Source organism: Bacteroidota bacterium, assembly GCA_017303905.1.
Lineage (GTDB): Bacteria > Bacteroidota > Bacteroidia > B-17B0 > Aurantibacillaceae > JAHEYG01.
The window spans coordinates 596,106-616,782 of the sequence record JAFLBH010000002.1; the positions used below are offsets into that span (position 1 = coordinate 596,106).

Consider the following 20,677-nt stretch of genomic DNA (forward strand, 5'->3'; position numbering starts at 1 on the left):
TATTTTAATGAGGTAATTTATCTTTTATGGCTCCGTATAAGAAAGTACCAAGTATAGCAAAAAGAAACACAACAATCATAGCTAAATATCCATAACCAATATTCACCACCATCGGACCCGGACACGCACCGCTCAACGCCCAACCTAAACCGAAAATGGTTCCTCCTATTAAGTATCTTGCAATTGATTTATCTTTTGGATAAAACATGATTGGGTTACCATTCATATCGCGCATTTTATATTTTTTGATCAGGAATACACCAATTACTCCGAGTATAACCGCTGTGCCAATTATTCCATACATATGAAATGATTGAAAACGGAACATTTCTTGTATGCGAAACCATGAAAATGCTTCTGATTTGGCCATAACAATACCGAAAACAATTCCGGCTAGTAAGAATTTAAGAAATTTCATTTTTTATAGAATTAAAGGTAATAAAACAAAAGTCATTAATAATCCACCTGCAAAAAAACCAATTACAGCTATAAGAGATGGTACTTGTAAATCAGATAAACCACTGATGGCGTGGCCCGAGGTACATCCGCCGGCATAACGCGAACCGAAACCAACCATAATTCCACCTAAAGCAAGAATTAAAAAGTCCTTCAAAGAAAACACAGCGTCTAAACTAAAGAGCTCGTTTGGTTGTGCCGAAGTTGGAGCAGCAATTCCCAACTTAGCTAGATCACTAATCGTATTTTCAGAAATTTTTACCGGTTCGCCATTGGAAAGAAACTGAGCGGCAATAAATCCGCCAATTATGGCACCAATTAAAAATACCAGATTCCATAATTGACTTTTCCAATTGAAATCGAAAAACTTTACTTTTTTTCCCCCTCCCGCTGCTGCGCATATGGTTCGAAGATTTGCAGAAAAACCGAATGATTGTCCGAAAAAAATCAGAACAAACATGATTGCTGCTATTATTGTACCCGACACGTACCATGGCCAGGGTTGTTGAATGAGTTCTAACATGGTTCCTATTTTAAATGAAATGAAATAATTGGTTTAAATAAATGATTTACTAATTTTTCGGTGGCACTGGTATGAAACAAACCGCCTTTTCCGTGCGTACCGATACATATCACATCCATCTCATGCATTTGATTAAAATGAACCACACCATTCTCAACATCCTTATCAATTAAAAAATGTTTTTCGTAATTAACAATGCTATTTTCACTGGCAAATTTATCCATACCTGCTATCACAGTATCTCTCTCACTTTCCTTCGTTAGAATATGTAATAAATGAGTTTTAGTATTGAAAGCTTTAATGAGTTTATGTAATAAATTGAGATTTTCATTTTTTGATTTTGTAAAATCGTGTACTAATAAAACATTTTCAATAACTAAGTCAGATCGGTCGCACATGAGTGATAAAAGCGGGATTTGCGATTGGCGCGCTATCATTTGTGTTTCAGAACCGGATAATTTTTCTTTAATTCCCCAAGCGCCTTTTGTACCCATTACTATTAAATCAAAATTATTATCCTTAGCATAGGAAACAATTTTATCGGTTAGTTTTCCCAGTTCCAAATGAACATTCACTTGATTACCATAAATAGTTTTCAAATTATTGAGTTTACGTGTTGCTATGTCTTTTTGTGATACAACATAATCTACACTGATTTCGCCGCATGTTTGAATGTTACCGTTCTTATCCATGGTTACTGTATCAGGAACAGATAAAACGTGAATGAAATGAATTTCAACCGGAATTTTTTCTTCCAATTTTTTCACCATCAGATAAGCATATTCAGCCTGAACTGAAAAATCGGTTGGGATTAAAACTTTTAATGATTCCATATAATTATAGGTATTGATTTACATTTTGCCAACTACCACCGTTAACAACATTGGTTAGTCCTTTTGATTCTAAAACGCGTTGTGCCATTCCACTGCGGTTTCCGCTTCGGCAACAAACAATCACATGTTTGTGTTTTTTTAAAGTTTCGGCACTATTACCGATTAGTTCGAGAGGAATATTCTTTGAGCCTTTTACATGTCCGTCTGCAAATTCAGCTTTACTTCTAACATCAACAATCAATGCGCCTTCTTTGATAAGTGTAGCTAAATCAACTTTCTTTGATGAGAATAGTTTTTTAAATAGTGATAACATAATTTCTTTATTTATCACAAAAGTATGACATAAGTCAGGGCTTAAACGGTTACAAAAGTTACATTGTGGAAGGCTTAACTTAAATAGCTAAGAGATTAACAAATTTTATTAAACTTCGTCTTCGTGTAGGTATTCGTCTTTATAACCGCCCACATGTCTTTCACTTTCCTTAATTATCCTGTTTTGGCGGAAATAATTAAAAACACCAATGATAAATATGATTACGGCGGTAATAAAAAACAAAATTTCAAACAGCAAGCCATTTTCGAGTTTTAATAAACTTCTGATGCTTAATCCTGCTACAATAAAATAAAGTGAAGTACGAATAAACGACAATAAAGTAGTTTGATTAGCTAAACGCGTGCGCTGCAATGCCAGGCGCTCTCTTAAAATTAGTTCTTTGTTTATCTTCGTTGACTCTCCGGCCATAATTAATTCTTAATTAATTTTAAAGTCGCTATACCCTTAGATGTATTAACTTTGAGATGGTAAACTCCCGATGATAAATTATTGTTATTAATAGAAATTGTTCCGTCATAATTAGTAACAATTTTCACTGACTCCACTTTTTGTCCAATTGCATTCGATAATTCTACAGTCTTAACCAAATTAACATCCTCCACAATAATACTCCAAGAAATATCGGCTGGATTAGGATAAGCTTTGGCAAAAACAGTATTGTACGTATTCTCCTTAATACCGGCAAAATAATCATAAACCAAAAACTGGCCCATCATTCCATCGTCTTCATGAGCCAGCATATGACAATGATACATATACGGCATCATTGGATCAGCGAAATTCTCAAACTTAGTTATGAATCTAACGGTTTGCTGAGAAGGTACAACCACCACATCTTTACGTCCGGCCATATTAGCCGGAGGTGCCACACCATTAATGTCAATAATATAAAACTGCACATCGTGAATATGAAATGGGTGTGCGATGGCCGTATTGTTTGTTAAATTCCAAATTTCAACGTTGTTAAAAGGTATAGTATCGTTTATCACCATCATATTGAAGCTTTGTCCGTTTATTACAAATGGACCATTTAATCCTGCGCCTCCACCCATAGTTTTGGGCGTAAACGTTTTTGTTCTTGTAAAGTTAGCCGCCGACTGAGGAATTGGTGTAACCACAGTAAGTGATGAAGGAATGGTTGTAACAGGAGAAGACGTTGGTGCTGCTACATTAATTTGCATTAGATTTTTATCGGTACCATTTAATCCATTACTACTATATCCTGGAATTGTTGCCATTCCCATAGCGGCAGGATTTGGAGCACCATAGTAACCGTTAGGAAGCTGACTTCCATAATTCGTTAAATAAATGGTTTGTCCTTGCATACCTGTTAAATCGAGTAATACCTCTGCTCTTTCGCCCGGAGCCAAACGAAGACGTGTCATGGAAACAGGTGCAGCAAGCAAACCTCCATCTGTTCCGATTTGATAAAACGTTGCGTTATTGCTAAAACCGAAATTAAACAAACGCATAGTTGCCGCATTTATTAATCGTAAACGCACCACCTGCGCAGGTAAATTTACAAAGGCGTCTTTTGTGCCGTTTATGAGTACTACGCTATCTATAGCCGACATTGCATCAAATTGTTTGGTCGCATCGAAAGCGCGCGTTTGAACAACAAGAGGAATATCATCCGTTCCATAGTTACGAGGTAATGTTAAAGCTGCTTCTATTGGGTCTTTCACAATCACTAAGCCCGATTCACCTTTCGTAACTTGCTCGGCGGTGAGCATGTGAAGATGCGAGTGATACCAATACATCGCAGCATCATCACGAACTTTAAATTTTGGTGACCAGGTAGTTCCGGGAGGTATAACGGTATGCGGACCTCCGTCGTTTTTTGGAGACACATGCATTCCATGCCAATGTACAGTAGTTGTATCTGCCATGGTATTGCTTACATTAATATGAACCGAATCACCTTTGTTCAACATCAGCGTTGGTCCGAGATAATTATACGCGTTAAAGCCAATTGTGTTTGTATTAAAGCCGGGATAAAATGAAACAGTTCCGGTATGAATGGAGAGATTAATATTTGTTCCTGTTAAAACAGATGGAATTGCCAGAGAATTTGTAAACGACTGCGAAAAAGCAGCTGTTATAAGACCTGCATTTAAGAATAACGAGAATAGAACTTTTTTCATGATAAGTTGAATATAAAACTAAAATAAGGAGAATAAAAAAGGCGTAATGTAACATTTGTCACATTACGCCTCAAACCACTAACAACTAATTACTTAACGACACCAACTGCATTCTGCCAAGGCCCCATGTTTTCCACATTTTTTATGCCCGCTTGCTCAAGTATGTTTTTAGCAATACCGGCGCGATTTCCGCTGCGGCACACTAAAATGATGTGGTCGTACTTCTTTAAATCTTCAATCTTGTTTTGAATCTGATCTAAAGGATAGTTAACTGAACCTTCGGCATGACCATCCATTTCGAATTCCTCTTCGGTTCTTACATCTACGATTATTTCTTTACTATTTTTCATGATATTCTCTTTTTTGGGTTCAACTTTTGTTTTGTTTTCTGTTTGCGACTGACAGTTTGTTAATACAATGAATGAAAACACCATCGTTAACATCAGCGCCCATTTTCCATTCAGTAGTTTCATCGCTCTTGATTTATTTTTGTAATTTACTTTGACATACATAATCGGTTTTTGAAACACCCGCTTCTGCGATGGCTTTAAAACCACCTTCTACCTCTTTAAAATTGTGGATACCACGTGATTTTAAAATACTGGCCGCAATCATACTGCGATATCCGCCAGCACAGTGAATGTAAAACGGTTTGTTAGTATCGATTTCAGCAAACCAGTTGTTGATTTGATCAAGAGGTTTGTTGTATGCTTCCTCAACATGCTCTGCACGATATTCGCTTTCACGACGCACGTCAAATACATTACCGGCTTTTACATCAAATTCTTTTGCAAATTGTGTGGCAGGAATACGATTAACGGTATCTGTTTCTTTGCCACTTGCTTTCCATGCTTCAAATCCACCTTCCAAATGTCCGATTACATTATCAAATCCTACACGGCTTAAGCGAGTCACAACTTCTTCTTCCATTCCTACAGGTGTAATCAATAATAAAGGTTGCTTTACATCTTTAATTAAAGCACCTACCCATGGTGCGAAATCGCCATTGATTCCAATACTGATTGAGCGCGGAATAAAACCTTTAGCGAATTCAGCAGCCGGACGAGTATCCAATACTAAAGCATCGGTAACTTCAGCAGCCGCTTCAAAAGCATCCGGACTTAAAGCACGCATTCCCATACTTAATACTTTATCAAAGCTCTCGTAACCTTTTTTATTCATAGCTACATTCATTGGGAAATAAGCCGGAGGAGGTAATAAACCATCCGTTACCGCTTTAATGAATGCTTCTTTGCTTGGTTGATTTAAAGCGTAATTCATTTTCTTTTGATTACCTAAAGTATCAACAGTTTCTTTCATCATGTTTTTACCGCAAGCACTTCCGGCACCATGTGCAGGATAGACAGTAATATCATCCGACAAAGGCATGATCTTTTTTGTTAGAGATTCATACAATAAGCCCGCCAACTCTTCTTGTGTCATGGAAGCTGCTTTTTGTGCTAAGTCAGGGCGACCAACATCACCTAAAAACAAGGTGTCTCCACTAAACAACGCAGTATCCTTTCCATTTTCGTCTCTTAATAAGAAACAAGAACTCTCCATGGTGTGACCCGGCGTATGTAATACCTTAATGGTTACATTACCTAATTTAAACTCTTCGCCATCCTGAGCAATGATGGATTCAAACTCCGGTTTAGCAGTTGGACCGTATACAATCGGTGCATTTGTTTTTTTACTTAAATCAAGATGCCCGGAAACGAAATCGGCATGAAAATGCGTTTCGAAAATGTACTTTATTTTTACACCATCTTTCGCAGCGCGATCGATATATGGTTGTACCTCACGTAACGGGTCAATAATTGCTGCTTCACCGTTTGAAGTGATGTAGTAGGCGCCTTGTGCCAAACATCCGGTATATATTTGCTCTACTTTCATATTGTTGTTTGTTTTATTTGTTATTATTTATTTGGATTAATTTTATGATACAAAGTTAGGGCGATAAAATCCCATAGAGTGTAACAGTAGTTACAAGCGAAATTAAAATGTAACAAGAGTTACATTAGTGGCCGCCGCCGGTTTTCAGAAATAATTCGTTAACGATAATGTAGATTCCCATTATCAACACAAACCAACCAAACCCTTTTTTGAGTTTGTTGCCGTCGATTTTTTTAGAAAGTGTGTTACCAACAAAGATGCCACCGATGGCAAGAGCTGTTACTGACATTAGTAAAGTCCAATCCATGTTGGCGGCATTGGTAGACAAATCGCCAATGAATCCTATTAAAGATTTTGCTGCAATAATGAGCAAAGAAGTACCTACAGCCATTTTCATTGGGAGTTTACTCAACATTACTAAAGCAGGAATGATTAAAAAACCTCCACCGGCTCCAACTAATCCGGTTAACACCCCAACCACGGTACCTTCCAGGATAATCATTGGATAATTAAATTTTTGTTCAGAAGACTCTTCCGTATTTGTTTTGTTTTTCTTTTCACGAATCATGGAAACAGAAGCGGCCACCATTAAAACAGCGAAAAGAATCATCATTAAAATGGATTTTGTAACTACGAAATCGCCCAAAGTAAATACTTGCGCAGGAATAGCCGGAACGATAAACTTACGTGTGGCAAATACAGCCGCGATAGACGGTATTCCGAAAACGACAGCCGTTTTAAGACTGATTAATCCTTGTTTATACTTTGGGAAGGCTCCAACTAAACTACTGGTACCAACGATAAAAAGTGAATAGGCTGTAGCCATCATAGGCTCAACACCAAATAAGTAAACTAATACAGGGACAGTAAGAATAGAACCACCGCCACCAATTAAACCTAAAGATATACCGATAATGATTGAAGATATGTAACCAAAAATTTCCATGTTTATTATTTTATGGGCACAAAGTTCGGATACGGTTGAGGGATTAACGGTTACAATTGTTACAAAGCTTCATTAGAATTACGAATATAGCATAAATTATAGCAATTAAGCCATCGCCATTAATTGATTCCTATACTTATCAAGTATACTGGATTTGGAAAGAAAACCAATGTATAAACCATTTTCAACTACAGGCAGATTCCATTGTCCGGATTCCTCGAACTTTCTCATAATTGTAAAGATATCTTCATTCAACTCAATAATTGTAGATGGCTTTTGCATCATTTCGCGTGCAATAATTTTGTCGTATAATTCAGGATTAAACATTTCTTCGCGTATACTATCGAGGTAGATAATGCCAATCAATTTATTATTTTTCTTTACTACGGGAAATGTATTGCGCTTTGAGTGTTTTATTACTTCTACAATTTCACGTAGAGTTAATTTGAAATGAATAACGGAAAAATCGGTTTCAATTACTTCCTTAATCGAAATTTTACTTAGAATGCTTGCATCCTTATCCTCTGAAACAATAGCTCCCATCTTCTTTAGCCGCTTTATTTCAAGCGAATCGGGTTGGAAATATTTTGCAATAACATAACTAAAGGAAGAAACAATCATGAGAGGGATAATTAATTCATATCCCCCGGTTATTTCTGCAATTAAAAAAATACCTGTTAAAGGTGCATGAAAAACTCCACTTAAAATTCCGGCCATTGCCACAATAGTGAAGTTTACCAAAGGAATATTATCAAACCCAAGCAAACGCAGAAAAAAAGCAAATGCAAAACCAAGATAAGCTCCAACAAACAAGGATGGCGCAAAGTTACCGCCATTACCTCCACTCCCCAGTGTGATAGCGGCAGCAACCGATTTTAACAACATAACTGAAAGAATAAAAATCAAAACAATCCATTGATTATTTATCGATTCAAATAAAACGCTATTATGATACAATTGCTCTACATTCATTTCCGACAAGGATTTGATACTTTCATAACCCTCTCCGAACAAGGAAGGAAACAAGGCAAAAAGCAAAGCCAAAGCCGAACTCCCAATCACCCATTTTGTAATGCGCGAATTAACTCTTGAAAAAAACTGATCTACCCTTTCAAAAAAGTTAACATAGTAAAGGGAAATGATTCCTGACAACAAGCCCAATAAAATATAAAATAACACATTGTGGTAATCGAAGGGTTGTTTAAGTTTAAAAAAAAGCAAACTGCTTTCGTGCAAAATAATTTTAGACAGTAATGCTCCGGAAGCGCTTGCAATTAATAAAGGAATGAAAGCACTTATACTAATATCCACCAAAATCACTTCGAGAGCAAACAATACACCGGCTATTGGTGCATTAAAAGCGCCTGCAATTCCACCGGCGGCTCCTGCAGCGAGTAACATTGTTCTATCCTTATAATTAAGTTTATAGGTACGCGCGAAATTAGAACCAATGGCTGAACCTGTGCTCACAATAGGCGACTCTAAACCAGCAGAACCTCCAAATCCGATGGTAAGTCCACTCGTAATTATATGAGAATACATTTGATGGAATGGTAAAAAACTACTGCGCTTAGCAATCGCATACAAAATATAAGAGGCCCCTTTATGAATTTGGTTACGAAAAAAGTACGAAACAATTACAACAGTTACACCAATACCAATTAATGGCAGCAGCAAATAAATATACTTGAAATCTATTTTTAAAAGATAGCCTTCGACTAAGTAGTGCTTTATCGCCGAAACAAATAACTTAAGAATAACCGCAGCCAACCCCGCGCTTAATCCAACTAAAATACTGGCGAATATCAAAAATTGCTTTTCGCTGGTTTTCTCATGAATCCAGTTAATGAGTTTTTCAACAATATTATGCTTCTTTAAGTTCATTTGTCGGGCCTATAACACATCAAACAAGATTTCCCGACCCAAATATAGCATTTAATAAAATTATGCCGCTTCTTCTTCTGATTTTGATTTAAAGAGTTGTATTAAACTATTCCCTTCATCTTCAAAGAAAAACTTTTTTTGCCCGAATGCCGGCTTTAAATCGTCCATCCATATCGCATTTTTGTCATATTCGGCGAAAAATGGTCTAGCCGCCCAATCAGGATTGCGTCCTTGCAACATTCTTAAAACAAAATATTTCTTCCCGTTAATTTGAGTGATGCCTAATACCTGAACTTTACCGGGCTGACAAGACATACTTGGTCCGCGTACAGTTCTGCAAACTCCACTTACCGATTGGTAAGCTTTTCGGAAAACCTCCCAAGCATTTTCCAAAGTTACTGCAAAATATTCCTGTGCACCGGTATCACGTGGTATGAACATATAATAAGGAATGCAATTTAAATTCACTTGCTTTCGCCACATTTCAGCCCATACTTCGGGTGAATTATTAATATGATTTAAAATTGGGGATTGGGTTCTTATTTGAACACCTATAGCACGTAAACGTTTTATGGCTTCTTTCACAATTGGTGTGTCTAACTCCACCGGATGTGAAAAATGAGCCATGATGGATAAATTAATTCCCTTTTTTATTACTGATTCAAAGAGAGCCAACATTTCATCGGCATCATCATCTGTTACAAATTTATAAGGCCAATAAGACAATGCTTTTGTTCCGATTCTGATGGTTTGTAAATTTTTTATGTCAGAATTAATGAGTGGTTCAATGTAAGTTGCCAAAATTTTCGCTTTCATTATCATTGGATCGCCACCTGTAAACAACACATCCGTAACTTCAGTATGTTCAGTTAAATATGTTTGAAGTAGCGACGCTTCCTTGCTTGCAAATTTCAATTCGTTCATACCAACAAATTGTGGCCACCGAAAACAAAAAGTGCAATAAGCATGGCAGGTTTGTCCCTGACTCGGAAAAAATAAAACAGTTTCACGGTATTTATGTTGCATGCCTTCAATTTTTTCGCCATTAATTTCCGGTACGTTATGTTCTAATTGTCCGGCCGGGTGTGGATTTAACTCATTTCTAATTTTATTGGCGCAGGCTTTTATCGCGTCTTTTGATGAATTTGTCAATATACAATTTTTCATCATTTCATAATGTGTTTCTGAAAGCATTCCTTTTTGAGGGAATGTCAATTTAAAAATCGGATCATTATCGAGATTATCCCAATTTATTAATTGCTCAATAACATAATTATTTACCTTAAATGGTAAAACATTACCAACTACTTCAATTGCTTCCAGTTGCTGCGAATTAAGTTTATTAATCTGTGGGATACTTTTGTAATTGTGTAAAGAATAAGCTTGCATTTTCATAATCAACAGATTTAAAAGTTAATAAGATGCAAGTAACAAAACAACAAATGGAAAGTCATTGACAATCATCAATTAAATATCTGTGTTTGATTTTCATTCGTTAAAAAATCAAAACAAGAACTACTTATAAATAAAAAAAGCCCGTTAACAATTGAATCGTTAACAGGCTTAACTAAAACAGAACTCTTATTCGAATGGACAAAGTTACAAAATCAATTATTGTTAAAATTGACAATTGTCAATCCATGAAACAAATAAAAACATTATACTTAAAATATGGAATTTAATATAGAGAACTATCACTTAAAATCAACGGCACTACTTGATTACTTATCGGTAACTGAAAAGAATTTTATTAAAAATAAAATTCAGAGAAAAGAATTTAACAAAGGAGCTTATTTATTTAGAGAAAAAAGTTATCCTAAAGGTATTTACGTAATAAGAAAGGGAAAGGTTAAAATTTTTCAAACCAACAGTGAGGGTAAACAGAGCATTGTTTACATATATAAGAAGGGAGATTATTTTGGATACCGGCCAATTTTAGCCGGTGAAGCACAACCTGTTTCTGCGGTAGCCATGGATAATGTTGTAATAAGCTTCATACCAAAAGAAACTTTTATGGAGCTGCTCGAATTTTCAGGTAATCTTGCCAATAAACTACTCGTTTCATTATCGAAAGAATTTTCGGTTTGGATTAATAAGATGACCGTGTTTTCGCAATTTGGTGTAAAAGAAAGAGTAGCATTAAGTCTATTAATCCTCAATGAAGTTTATCGTGTATCCAATGATAACAATAAAAAAGTAATCATTAATATAAGCAGAAATGATTTTGCGGGATTTGTCGGAACGGCCAAAGAAACACTCGTTAGAATGCTTCGTTTTTATAAAGATGAAAACATGATTGTATCAAAAGGAACAAAAATCATTCTTCAAGATGAAGAAGCTATTCGTCATCTGGTAGATGGATTCTAAATAAACAATCCGAGAAATTACATTTAGGCCTGAGCTGTTGGTCCGCCAAAGTTTAATGGGAGTGCTCCCGCTTCCAAGTCCTTTATCTTACCATGAGCGGCTTCAAAACGATTCACATTATCCGCTAGGGCCTTTACCAAACGCTTGGCGTGTTGAGGGGTAAGCACAATGCGTGATTTAACTTTTGCCTTTGGCACACCCGGCATCATTTTTATAAAATCAAGAACAAACTCGCTTTGTGAATGGGTTATAATCGCTAAGTTTGAATAAATTCCTTCAGCAATTTCTTCGCTTAATTCTATATCAATTTGGTTGGGATTTTTATTTTCTTCCATTGTATTTTATTTTATGTACATACTCATTTGTGAACTTAATTTTTTGGCTTCTTCAGCTGCTTTCTCCGCAAAATCCTCTCCATTACTCGCGTAAATAATGTTTCGCGATGCGTTGACTAATAATCCAATATCTTTATTTAAACCGTATTTGCAAACTTCTTCCAACGAACCGCCTTGCGCGCCTACTCCGGGTACTAAGAAAAAATGATCAGGTACTACTGCACGAATAGGTTCCATCATCTCTGCTTTGGTAGCGCCGATAACAAACATCATGTTTTCTGAAGTTCCCCACGTGGCACAGGTTTTAATCACATTCATAAATAAAGGTTCATTGTTAACCGCTTTCATTTGAAAGTCAGCCGAACCTTCATTGCTTGTCAACCCCAATATAATGGCCCATTTGTTTTCAAAATCCAAAAATGGTTTTACGGAATCACTTCCCATGTAAGGTGCAATGGTAATAGCATCCGCATTTAAACGTTTAAAGAATGCTTTCGCGTACATCATCGAGGTATTTCCGATGTCACCACGCTTTGCATCCGCAATTACAAAGTGATCCGGATAATTTGCTTTGATGTACTTAATGGTTTTTTCCAAACTCTCCATGCCTGTTAAACCATAAGCTTCATAAAAAGCTGTGTTCGGTTTAAAGGCTACGCAATAGTCGGCAGTAGCATCAATGATGGCCATGTTAAATTCGAAGATGGGATCTTCTTCGTCCAAAAACTGTTTTGGCATTTTATCTACGTCGGGGTCGAGTCCAACGCATAAAAAACTTTTTTTCTTTTTAATTTCTTCAATTAATTTTTTGCGGTTCATAACTGTTCGTGTCGTGTAAGTTCGTTTAATTTATCAGTAAAAAATGTGGCCATTCGATTAGTATAAAATTTATTTTTATACTGTCCAACCCACTCAATTCCTCTTATAGAATTGGTTAAAAACAATTCGTCGCCATTCATGAGTGAGTTAATCGTAATCGGCATTTCAAAAGTCAATATTTTATTGGCAGTTGCCAGTCGCATGATTTGTTTACGCATGATACCATCTACACAACCTTCATTTAAAGGCGGTGTATATAGTGCGCCATTTTTAACTACAAAAATATTTGAACTGATAGCTTCGCAAATAGTTCCGTTTTCGTTTATCAGCAAACAATCATCGAGCTTCATCGACGTTTTTGCCAATCCTGCCATCACGTAAAAAAGCGCGTTACCGTGTTTTAAATTACAGAGTTTATTTAACTGCTTTTTTATGTCGGTATAAATATCTACCCACAATCCTTTTTGATTCAACACATACCCCTCATTCTCTATTGCTTCTGCTTCAATTAAGAAAGAGATATCGTTTGTTTCGGGAGTATAAAAACCGCCTTCATTTCTAAAAACAGTGAATCGAACTCTTGCGTCCCTGCCTAAATGATTCTTCACCAATAGGAGTTTAATTAATGCTTCGATATTCTCCGTATTAAATTCAGCCGGAAGATTCATGCGCATCACCGTCATACCCAATTTCAAGCGGGTAATATGGTCTTTTAAAAACATGATTTTCCCGTTAGCTACGCGTATGCTTTCAAAAATAGAATCACCGTACCTGAACGCACGATTACTGAAAGTTACCGCCGGTTCGTAGATACTGATGATATGTCCGTTATATATGCAGTGCGTATCAAGCATAAGTTCCAAAGTTAAGGATATGCCTCCAAAGTAGCGTGAATGTTGATAATTGAACAATAAAGTACCTCTCTAACTCAGGGTCTTAAGCCTATGAAAATCCATTAAAAATGCCTACTTTTGTGCATCTTAATCTACACACATTATGAAAGATATATTCGAAAAAGTTGTAAAAAATATGGGACCTCTTGGTATGCATGCCGAAAGTGGTCATGGCTATTTCTTTTTTCCTAAACTAGTAGGAGAAATCGGTCCTCATATGGAGTATCGTGGCAAAAAAATGTTGAACTGGAGTTTAAATAATTATTTAGGTTTAGCAAACCATCCTGAAGTAAGAAAAACAGACGCGGAAGCTGCACAACAGTACGGTTTGGGCTTACCTATGGGTGCAAGGATGATGAGTGGAAACTCGGACAATCACGAATTACTTGAAAAAGGTCTTTCGCAATTAGTAGAAAAAGAAGATACTATTCTTTGCAACTTTGGTTACCAGGCTATGGTTAGCGCAATTGATGCTTTGGTTGACCGTCATGATGTAATTGTTTACGATTCTGAAAGTCATGCTTGTATTTTAGATGGAGTTCGTCTTCACATGGGTAAACGTTATGTTTATAAGCATAACGACATGGTTGACTTTGAAAAGCAAATGGAGCGCGCCACTAAATTAGCCAATGAAACAGGTGGTGCCATTTTAGTAATTACAGAAGGTGTTTTTGGAATGCGTGGCGACCAAGGTAAATTAAAAGAGATTGTTGCATTAAAGAAAAAATACAATTTCCGTTTATTTGTTGATGATGCGCACGGTATCGGAACATTAGGCGCTAAAGGTGGAGGAACCGGACAAGAACAAGGCTGTCAGGATGGTATTGATGTTTACTTCGGAACCTTTGCAAAATCATTTGCGTTAATTGGTGGATTCATCAGCTCGAAAAAAGAAATCATTACCTATTTACGTTATAACATGCGCTCGCAGATTTATGCTAAATCAATGCCAATGCCATTGGTAGTTGGCGCGTTAAAACGTCTTGAATTAATCAACAAACACCCTGAATACAAAGCGAAATTATGGGAAATCACTAATGCTTTACAAAAAGGATTAAGAGATGCCGGCTTTAATTTAGGAGATACTAATAGTTGCGTAACGCCTGTTTATTTAAGTGGAGAAGTTGCTGAAGCAACCAATATTATTCACGATTTACGTGAAAATTACGGCATCTTCTGTTCGGTGGTAACCTACCCTGTTATTCCGAAAGGAATGATTATTATTCGCGTTATTCCAACTGCAACACACACTTTAGAAGATGTGAAATACACAGTAGACACTTTCTCTAAAATCGTACATAAGTTGAAGAGCGGTGAATATGCTAAGGCAGGATTCGCGAAAGTAAAAGTGGATTTGTAATCAAATTATAATCATTGTAATAAAAAGCCTCCTGAACTAAGGGGGCTTTTTTATGCCATAAAGTCGGGTTTTGCCATTTGGCACAATAATGGTAACTTACACTAAGCATTTAACATTTTACGTATGAATTTTTTTAGTGATAGCGACAGAATGCCCTTTAACCCTGGGATTGACGAGGATACTGACTTTATTCCCCTCTTGTCTATAGAGGATGAAGATAACATGCAGGCTGAGAAATTGCCTGATGTTCTGCCAATTTTACCGCTCCGTAATACAGTTTTATTTCCGGGTGTGGTTATTCCCATTACTGTTGGTCGTGATAAATCCATAGCTCTTATAAAAGAAAGCTATAAAGGTGATAGAACTATTGGCGTGGTTTCTCAAAAAAGCGATGCCGTTGAAGAACCCAATTATGAGGACTTAAACAATATTGGAACTGTAGCACACATCATAAAAATGTTGCGTATGCCCGATGGTAATACAACCGTTATTATTCAGGGTAAAAAGCGTTTTAAAATAAAAGAATTTATTCAGAGCGAGCCATTTCATAAAGCCGCTGTGGAAGCTTTTGATGAAATTAAACCGCCTAAAAACGATAAAGAGTTTCAGGCCATTATTTCTAACCTGAAAGAAATCTCTCATCAAATCATTAAGCAATCACCAAACATTCCGACCGAAGCAGGTTTTGCACTTAATAATATAGAGAGTACAACTTTCTTAATCAATTTCATTTCTTCCAACATGAATGCCAGCACGCAGGATAAACAAAGCATGCTGGAGGTGCCGGATTTGAAACAACGCTCGATGTTGGTGTTGGCTAATCTGAATAAGGAATTACAAATGCTTGAATTAAAAAATCAGATTCAAAATAAAACCAAACATGATTTAGATAAACAGCAGCGCGAATACTTTCTTCACCAACAAATGAAAACCATTCAGGAAGAATTGGGCGGAAATAATTTCGAACAAGAATTGAATGAGTTTAAAGAAAAAGCGAAAAGCAAAAAATGGAGTAAGGAAGTTCAGGCGGTATTCGATAAAAATTTCAGCAAATTACAACGCATGAATCCAAATGCGGCCGAATACGCTGTACAAACAAATTATATTGAGTTAATGTTGGAATTACCTTGGGGCGATTATACTAAAGATAATTTCGACATCAAGCATGCGGAGAAAATTCTGAACGAAGATCATTATGGTTTAGAGAAAGTAAAAGAACGCATTTTAGAGCATTTAGCTGTTATTAAACTTAAAGGTGATTTAAAAGCGCCGATTATTTGTTTATACGGACCTCCGGGCGTAGGAAAGACCTCTTTAGGAAAAAGTATTGCTAAGGCTTTAGGCAGAAAATACGTTCGAATGAGTTTGGGTGGATTAAAAGACGAGAGTGAAATTCGCGGTCACCGCAAAACTTACATTGGTGCTATGCCCGGACGTGTGTTACAAAATTTAAAAAAGGTGCAAAGCTCCAATCCTGTTTTTGTATTGGACGAAATTGATAAAGTAGGTAGTGATTTTCATGGCGACCCTTCCTCTGCTCTATTAGAAGTGTTAGATCCTGAGCAAAACTCTACTTTCTATGATAATTTTTTAGAATTGGATTTCGACTTAAGTAAAGTGATGTTCATTGCTACCTGCAATAATTTAAACACCATTCAGCCTGCGCTTCGCGACCGTATGGAGATTATTGAAGTAAATGGCTACACCATTGAGGAAAAACTGGAAATCGCCAAGCGTCATTTAGTACCGAAGCAAATAGAAGAAAACGGATTAAAGAAATCGCAATTAAAATTAAGCGATAAAGTTATTGAACATGTGATTGAAAATTACACAGCAGAAAGCGGTGTGCGTAATCTGGAAAAGAAAATTTCGAAAATTGCACGCTATGTAGCTGTACATATTGCCGGTGAAAAACCGGAACCAAAAATCACAGAAGAAGAATTAATTAAGATATTAGGGCCTGCTCATATCAAAGATAAATATCAAGGAAATGACACTCCCGGTGTGGTGACAGGTTTGGCCTGGACACAAGTGGGCGGCGATATATTATTTATTGAAACCAGTTTAAGCAAAGGGAAATCTCAAAAATTAACCTTAACAGGTAATTTAGGAGAGGTGATGAAAGAAAGCGCTACTTTAGCTTTGGAATTTTTGAAAGCACATCCGGATGTGTTGAATTTGGATCACGAGATTTTTGATAATTATAATATTCACCTACACGTTCCGGAAGGCGCTACACCTAAAGATGGTCCGAGTGCCGGGATTGCCATGTTAACTTCCATTGCCAGCGCTTTAACGCACCGTAAAGTAAAGAAAAGCATCGCAATGACAGGAGAAATAACGTTACGCGGAAAAGTATTACCTGTGGGAGGTATCAAAGAAAAAATACTGGCAGCTAAACGTGCAGGTATTAAAGAAATTATTTTATGTGCCGACAATAAAAAAGACGTGGATGAAATTAAAGCCGATTACTTAAAAGGTTTAAAATTCACGTATGTAACACAAATGAGTGAGGTACTGGAACAGGCTTTACTCAAAGAAAAAGCAAAATAATTATTTACGGATTAAATCAGAAACCCCGCTATAAAAAGTGGGGTTTTGTTTTATTGAAACGGATTAAGTACATTCATTATACCAATGAAATACATTCCGCAATTAACCGGTTTACGTGGATTAACAGCCCTTATGATTTTTGTTGTTCACGCCGTAAAAGATGGTTTTCTTCCGAAAGCTTTCTTAGAAGGCGCCTATAACAAACCTGCCATCATTGCCTTTTTTATTTTAAGTGGTTATCTCATTACACGCATCTACTTAAACCGGGATTTTAACCGTGAAAATTTAAAATCATACTTTATCGCGCGTTCGGCTCGAATACTCCCCTTGTATTTCTTTGTTCTTTTTATTTCAGTTCTCATTACGCTAACTATTTATCCGGATTTTCATTACGATTTTACAGCACCAATCAAATTTGTTACTACACTGTTTTTAATCAATTCACCTTACGAGCCCTGGACGATTCCTGTAGAATTTCAACTATACATCTTTTTTATTTTACTCTGGTACCTTAGCAAAAAAACAAAAATATCACCTTATGTTATTGCGGTAGGAATAGGTATTTCACTTTTGATAGTATCTATTAGCATTGCTCTTTACATCCATAAAATTCCTCATATCATGCCCTCCATGGCTATTTTTTATTTTGGAGGAAGTATGGTAGCCATAGGCGAAGAAAACAACAGTTTATCCTTTTTCAAAAGACCGGTAATGATGTGGATAGGACGCATTTGTTTACTGTTATTTTTACTTATGCCATTCACAAAAACATACTTAAACTTTTTATTTCTTGGTGGTTGGTATGATCCATTTCAATTGGCACTGCTATTTTTATTCTTTACGTCACTCATCGCCAATAGTGAATATTTTTTTATTCTAGGTACTAAACCGGTTGTTCTGTTTGGAGAAATTTCCTATGGATTTTACATGGCGCACCGTCCGATTCTAAAAATAACACAAACACATTTCGGCTCTAGTTCAATAAATTTAGTTGCAGCCTTCGTACTAACAATTTTTCTTGCTTTTCTAAGTTATAAGATGATTGAGGAACCAAGCCGAAAATGGCTGGTAAAAAAATTTAAGTAATTCCTGAAAGAATAAAACTTAATTTACAATCTTAAGCCAATTACACACACATCGTCAATTTGCTCGAGATTTCCTTTCCAGGAATCAAAAGTGACGCTTAAAGTGTTCTTTTGTTCATCCGGATTTCTATTTGAATTTTCAATTAATAATTCGGCCAGATGCTTGTATTTAAATTTCTTTCCTTTCGGTCCGCCAAACTGATCGGCAAATCCATCCGTGAAAATGTAAATAGAATCTCCACTTTGTAAATTAACAGTATGATTGGTATATGGTTTTTCATCCGCGTATTTTCCGATGGGTTGCTTATCCGCCTTATACTCCAACAATTCCCTATTTCTTACCAGCCACAATGGATTATTGGCGCCCGCCCACTCCATTTCCATGGATTTTAAATTCAAAGCGCATAAAGAAATATCCATACCGTCTTTCACTTCACTTTCGCTTCTTTCAAAAGTTTCTATAACCAACTCACGCGTTTTATCCAAAATTTTTGAAGGAGACTTAATTCCAAATTCCTTCACCGCACGATTTAAGGCATTACTACAAACCACGCTTACCATCGCACCTGGAACACCATGACCTGTACAATCTGCAGCGGCAAAGAACACCACCTCATTCACTCGCTCCATCCAATAAAAATCTCCTGCGATAATATCCTTGGGTTTATAGTAAATAAAGCTGTTTGGCAAAGTAGCTCTAAATAAATTAGTAGGAGGCATAATAGCTTCCTGCAATCGTTTGGCATAGGTAATCGAATCCAAAATTTCCTTTTGTTTCTCCTCTACTATTATCTTTTGCTGCTGAATAGTTTTATTATCCTTCTTCTTTTGGTTATAACCCCTTACAGCGAAAAACAATAAACCTGCTACCAGTAATCCCCCAGAACTAACTGCATAATTGACTATGCGCTGCTTATTTAATTCTTCTTCCTTTTGTTTAGCTTCTATTTCCTTAAGTTGTTTGTCTTGCGCCAATAATTGTAATTGCTTCTTTTGATTTTCGGTTTCAGTTGCCTTTTGTTTTAGTTCAAGTTCAGATTTAGCAAGATCCATTTCTTTGAGTTTACTTTCCTGCTCCAAAATCAAATACATTTGCTTATTTCTTTCGAGCATGGCTTGCTTACGGGCCAACTCGGCTGAAGACAGTGCTTCCTTCTTATCAAATTCAGCTTTTAAAATGGCTTCATTTTTTTCTACATCCTTTTTAAATTCAGCTAACACAATTTGTTGTTGTGCCTGATCCTGATTATTAGCTGTTTTAATGCTATCGTACTTATTAAAACAATAAAGTGCTTGCTGATAGTCGCCATTCTTAAAATAAATCCGCTTACCCATTTGATAATAGAACATCCAGACAATCCCTTCAATTTTATCGTTTAATTGCATTTTAACCGTATCTAATGCACGAATAGCTTCCTTTGTATTATTTATACTGTCATATACCCTTACCTTATATTCATACAGTAACAATTCACGTCCCTTCCATTTCGCCTTAGCGAAGTATTCAATTGATTTTTCATAATCATTTAATGCTAAATCATACTGACGTTTCACTAAATAAACATCACCACGATAACGATATGCTTCCGCTATACCTGATATATTGGTTGTTGTTAAATAATAATTCAATACCTGATCGCGGTAATAAAGGGCTGAATCGAACATTTTTAAAGCGCTGTAATTCTGACCAAGCCACCCTAATGCATTAAAATAACTCTGATTATCTTTCAGTGTCTTATAAAGTGCGGCCGATCTGTGTAAATCATCCACTCCACGATTAAACACTTTTCCATTAAACGCATGCCAACCTGCCAACCACAACATTCGAGCTTCTCTTTGTTTATCTTTTTTAACTCGGTAGATAGCCGCCATTCTCTCTCTAATATCAACACATTTAGGAAGCATTTGTAAATCTTGCATTAAACTATTGCGCGTATCAAGAGATCGCAAAAGAATGAGTGTATCTTTTGTTTCATCATACAAAGACTCCATCTGAATCAGATAATTATAGCCTTCGCTTAACTTTTTTATGGTAAAATAAAAATTAGCGTATGATTCAAGAGATAATGCCTTTAAATAATTACTATTTGCCAAACCACTCCTTAAAAGAGCCTTATTAGAATATTCTAAAGCCTTTTCATTTTTTTCCTTTCTATAAAGATCTGCGATTCTTAAAGCTAGCCGAATGCTATTTGTATCGGAAGGCGAACTATTAAACACTCTAACAAGTGAATCCACTTTTTGGGATT

The 20,677-nt window shown here is 36.3% G+C and carries 19 protein-coding genes; 4 read left to right on the plus strand and 15 right to left on the minus strand.

Going from position 1 to position 20,677, the window contains the following annotated elements; genetic code table 11:
• Positions 1-4: 4 nt before the first annotated feature.
• The 11 genes from J0L69_10235 to J0L69_10285 form a co-directional block, all read right to left on the minus strand.
• On the minus strand, positions 5-418 hold the full coding sequence (locus J0L69_10235; protein MBN8693566.1) for a YeeE/YedE family protein: 414 nt from the start codon (positions 416-418) through the stop codon (positions 5-7).
• Positions 419-421: 3 nt separating this feature from the next.
• Positions 422-979: a YeeE/YedE family protein gene (locus J0L69_10240; GenBank protein MBN8693567.1), complete on the minus strand. Its 558-nt coding sequence runs from the start codon at positions 977-979 to the stop codon at positions 422-424.
• A 5-nt stretch (positions 980-984) separates the two neighbouring features.
• Complete coding sequence (locus J0L69_10245; GenBank protein ID MBN8693568.1) at positions 985-1,812, minus strand: universal stress protein; 828 nt, start codon at positions 1,810-1,812, stop codon at positions 985-987.
• Positions 1,813-1,816: 4 nt separating this feature from the next.
• Entirely contained in the window at positions 1,817-2,125 is a 309-nt protein-coding gene (locus tag J0L69_10250; GenBank protein ID MBN8693569.1) for a rhodanese-like domain-containing protein, read from the minus strand.
• Positions 2,126-2,233: 108 nt separating this feature from the next.
• Positions 2,234-2,554, minus strand: coding sequence for a DUF202 domain-containing protein (locus tag J0L69_10255; protein ID MBN8693570.1), 321 nt, complete (start codon positions 2,552-2,554; stop codon positions 2,234-2,236).
• Positions 2,555-2,556: 2 nt separating this feature from the next.
• The gene (locus tag J0L69_10260) at positions 2,557-4,290 is read right to left on the minus strand and encodes a multicopper oxidase domain-containing protein (GenBank protein ID MBN8693571.1); all 1,734 of its coding nucleotides are present in this window, start codon (positions 4,288-4,290) and stop codon (positions 2,557-2,559) included.
• A gap of 89 nt (positions 4,291-4,379) precedes the next feature.
• Positions 4,380-4,763: a rhodanese-like domain-containing protein gene (locus J0L69_10265; GenBank protein ID MBN8693572.1), complete on the minus strand. Its 384-nt coding sequence runs from the start codon at positions 4,761-4,763 to the stop codon at positions 4,380-4,382.
• Positions 4,764-4,773: 10 nt separating this feature from the next.
• Positions 4,774-6,186, minus strand: coding sequence for an MBL fold metallo-hydrolase (locus J0L69_10270; protein ID MBN8693573.1), 1,413 nt, complete (start codon positions 6,184-6,186; stop codon positions 4,774-4,776).
• 124 nt (positions 6,187-6,310) lie between these two features.
• Positions 6,311-7,132 (minus strand): sulfite exporter TauE/SafE family protein, encoded by an 822-nt coding sequence (locus J0L69_10275; protein MBN8693574.1) that lies wholly within the window; start codon positions 7,130-7,132, stop codon positions 6,311-6,313.
• Between the two features lie 105 nt (positions 7,133-7,237).
• Positions 7,238-9,016, minus strand: a complete 1,779-nt coding sequence (locus tag J0L69_10280; GenBank protein MBN8693575.1) for a chloride channel protein — start codon at positions 9,014-9,016, stop codon at positions 7,238-7,240.
• A gap of 60 nt (positions 9,017-9,076) precedes the next feature.
• Positions 9,077-10,411: a lysine 2,3-aminomutase gene (locus tag J0L69_10285; protein ID MBN8693576.1), complete on the minus strand. Its 1,335-nt coding sequence runs from the start codon at positions 10,409-10,411 to the stop codon at positions 9,077-9,079.
• 276 nt (positions 10,412-10,687) lie between these two features.
• On the opposite strand from J0L69_10285, the gene J0L69_10290 reads away from it, so the two are divergent.
• The gene (locus J0L69_10290) at positions 10,688-11,383 is read left to right on the plus strand and encodes a Crp/Fnr family transcriptional regulator (GenBank protein ID MBN8693577.1); all 696 of its coding nucleotides are present in this window, start codon (positions 10,688-10,690) and stop codon (positions 11,381-11,383) included.
• A 23-nt stretch (positions 11,384-11,406) separates the two neighbouring features.
• Here J0L69_10290 and J0L69_10295 read toward each other — a convergent pair whose 3' ends face one another.
• The 3 genes from J0L69_10295 to J0L69_10305 are packed head-to-tail and all read right to left on the minus strand — an operon-like array spanning position 11,407 to position 13,391.
• On the minus strand, positions 11,407-11,718 hold the full coding sequence (locus tag J0L69_10295; GenBank protein ID MBN8693578.1) for a DUF3467 domain-containing protein: 312 nt from the start codon (positions 11,716-11,718) through the stop codon (positions 11,407-11,409).
• A gap of 6 nt (positions 11,719-11,724) precedes the next feature.
• Positions 11,725-12,537, minus strand: a complete 813-nt coding sequence (gene pyrF / locus J0L69_10300) for an orotidine-5'-phosphate decarboxylase (protein MBN8693579.1) — start codon at positions 12,535-12,537, stop codon at positions 11,725-11,727.
• Complete coding sequence (locus J0L69_10305) at positions 12,534-13,391, minus strand: aminotransferase class IV (protein MBN8693580.1); 858 nt, start codon at positions 13,389-13,391, stop codon at positions 12,534-12,536. Before J0L69_10305 ends, pyrF begins: the two co-directional genes overlap by 4 nt.
• Positions 13,392-13,533: 142 nt before the next feature.
• Here J0L69_10305 and J0L69_10310 point away from each other — a divergent pair, with 142 nt between their 5' ends.
• The 3 genes from J0L69_10310 (at position 13,534) to J0L69_10320 (ending at position 18,429) form a co-directional block, all read left to right on the plus strand.
• A complete protein-coding gene (locus J0L69_10310) occupies positions 13,534-14,790 on the plus strand; it encodes an aminotransferase class I/II-fold pyridoxal phosphate-dependent enzyme (GenBank protein MBN8693581.1) in 1,257 nt (418 codons plus the stop codon).
• 123 nt (positions 14,791-14,913) lie between these two features.
• Complete coding sequence (gene lon, locus J0L69_10315; GenBank protein ID MBN8693582.1) at positions 14,914-17,343, plus strand: endopeptidase La; 2,430 nt, start codon at positions 14,914-14,916, stop codon at positions 17,341-17,343.
• 84 nt (positions 17,344-17,427) lie between these two features.
• Positions 17,428-18,429, plus strand: coding sequence for an acyltransferase (locus tag J0L69_10320; protein MBN8693583.1), 1,002 nt, complete (start codon positions 17,428-17,430; stop codon positions 18,427-18,429).
• Between the two features lie 23 nt (positions 18,430-18,452).
• Here J0L69_10320 and J0L69_10325 read toward each other — a convergent pair whose 3' ends face one another.
• Positions 18,453-20,666: a SpoIIE family protein phosphatase gene (locus tag J0L69_10325; protein MBN8693584.1), complete on the minus strand. Its 2,214-nt coding sequence runs from the start codon at positions 20,664-20,666 to the stop codon at positions 18,453-18,455.
• Between the last annotated feature and the right edge of the window lie 11 nt (positions 20,667-20,677).

Coding starts and splice junctions, on each gene's coding strand:
- J0L69_10235 (MBN8693566.1), bottom strand. CDS start 418: ATGAAATTTCTTAAATTCTTACTAGCCGGAATTGTTTTCGGTATTGTT.
- J0L69_10240 (MBN8693567.1), bottom strand. CDS start 979: ATGTTAGAACTCATTCAACAACCCTGGCCATGGTACGTGTCGGGTACA.
- J0L69_10245 (MBN8693568.1), bottom strand. CDS start 1,812: ATGGAATCATTAAAAGTTTTAATCCCAACCGATTTTTCAGTTCAGGCT.
- J0L69_10250 (MBN8693569.1), bottom strand. CDS start 2,125: ATGTTATCACTATTTAAAAAACTATTCTCATCAAAGAAAGTTGATTTA.
- J0L69_10255 (MBN8693570.1), bottom strand. CDS start 2,554: ATGGCCGGAGAGTCAACGAAGATAAACAAAGAACTAATTTTAAGAGAG.
- J0L69_10260 (MBN8693571.1), bottom strand. CDS start 4,290: ATGAAAAAAGTTCTATTCTCGTTATTCTTAAATGCAGGTCTTATAACA.
- J0L69_10265 (MBN8693572.1), bottom strand. CDS start 4,763: ATGAAACTACTGAATGGAAAATGGGCGCTGATGTTAACGATGGTGTTT.
- J0L69_10270 (MBN8693573.1), bottom strand. CDS start 6,186: ATGAAAGTAGAGCAAATATATACCGGATGTTTGGCACAAGGCGCCTAC.
- J0L69_10275 (MBN8693574.1), bottom strand. CDS start 7,132: ATGGAAATTTTTGGTTACATATCTTCAATCATTATCGGTATATCTTTA.
- J0L69_10280 (MBN8693575.1), bottom strand. CDS start 9,016: ATGAACTTAAAGAAGCATAATATTGTTGAAAAACTCATTAACTGGATT.
- J0L69_10285 (MBN8693576.1), bottom strand. CDS start 10,411: ATGAAAATGCAAGCTTATTCTTTACACAATTACAAAAGTATCCCACAG.
- J0L69_10290 (MBN8693577.1), top strand. CDS start 10,688: ATGGAATTTAATATAGAGAACTATCACTTAAAATCAACGGCACTACTT.
- J0L69_10295 (MBN8693578.1), bottom strand. CDS start 11,718: ATGGAAGAAAATAAAAATCCCAACCAAATTGATATAGAATTAAGCGAA.
- pyrF (MBN8693579.1), bottom strand. CDS start 12,537: ATGAACCGCAAAAAATTAATTGAAGAAATTAAAAAGAAAAAAAGTTTT.
- J0L69_10305 (MBN8693580.1), bottom strand. CDS start 13,391: ATGCTTGATACGCACTGCATATATAACGGACATATCATCAGTATCTAC.
- J0L69_10310 (MBN8693581.1), top strand. CDS start 13,534: ATGAAAGATATATTCGAAAAAGTTGTAAAAAATATGGGACCTCTTGGT.
- lon (MBN8693582.1), top strand. CDS start 14,914: ATGAATTTTTTTAGTGATAGCGACAGAATGCCCTTTAACCCTGGGATT.
- J0L69_10320 (MBN8693583.1), top strand. CDS start 17,428: ATGAAATACATTCCGCAATTAACCGGTTTACGTGGATTAACAGCCCTT.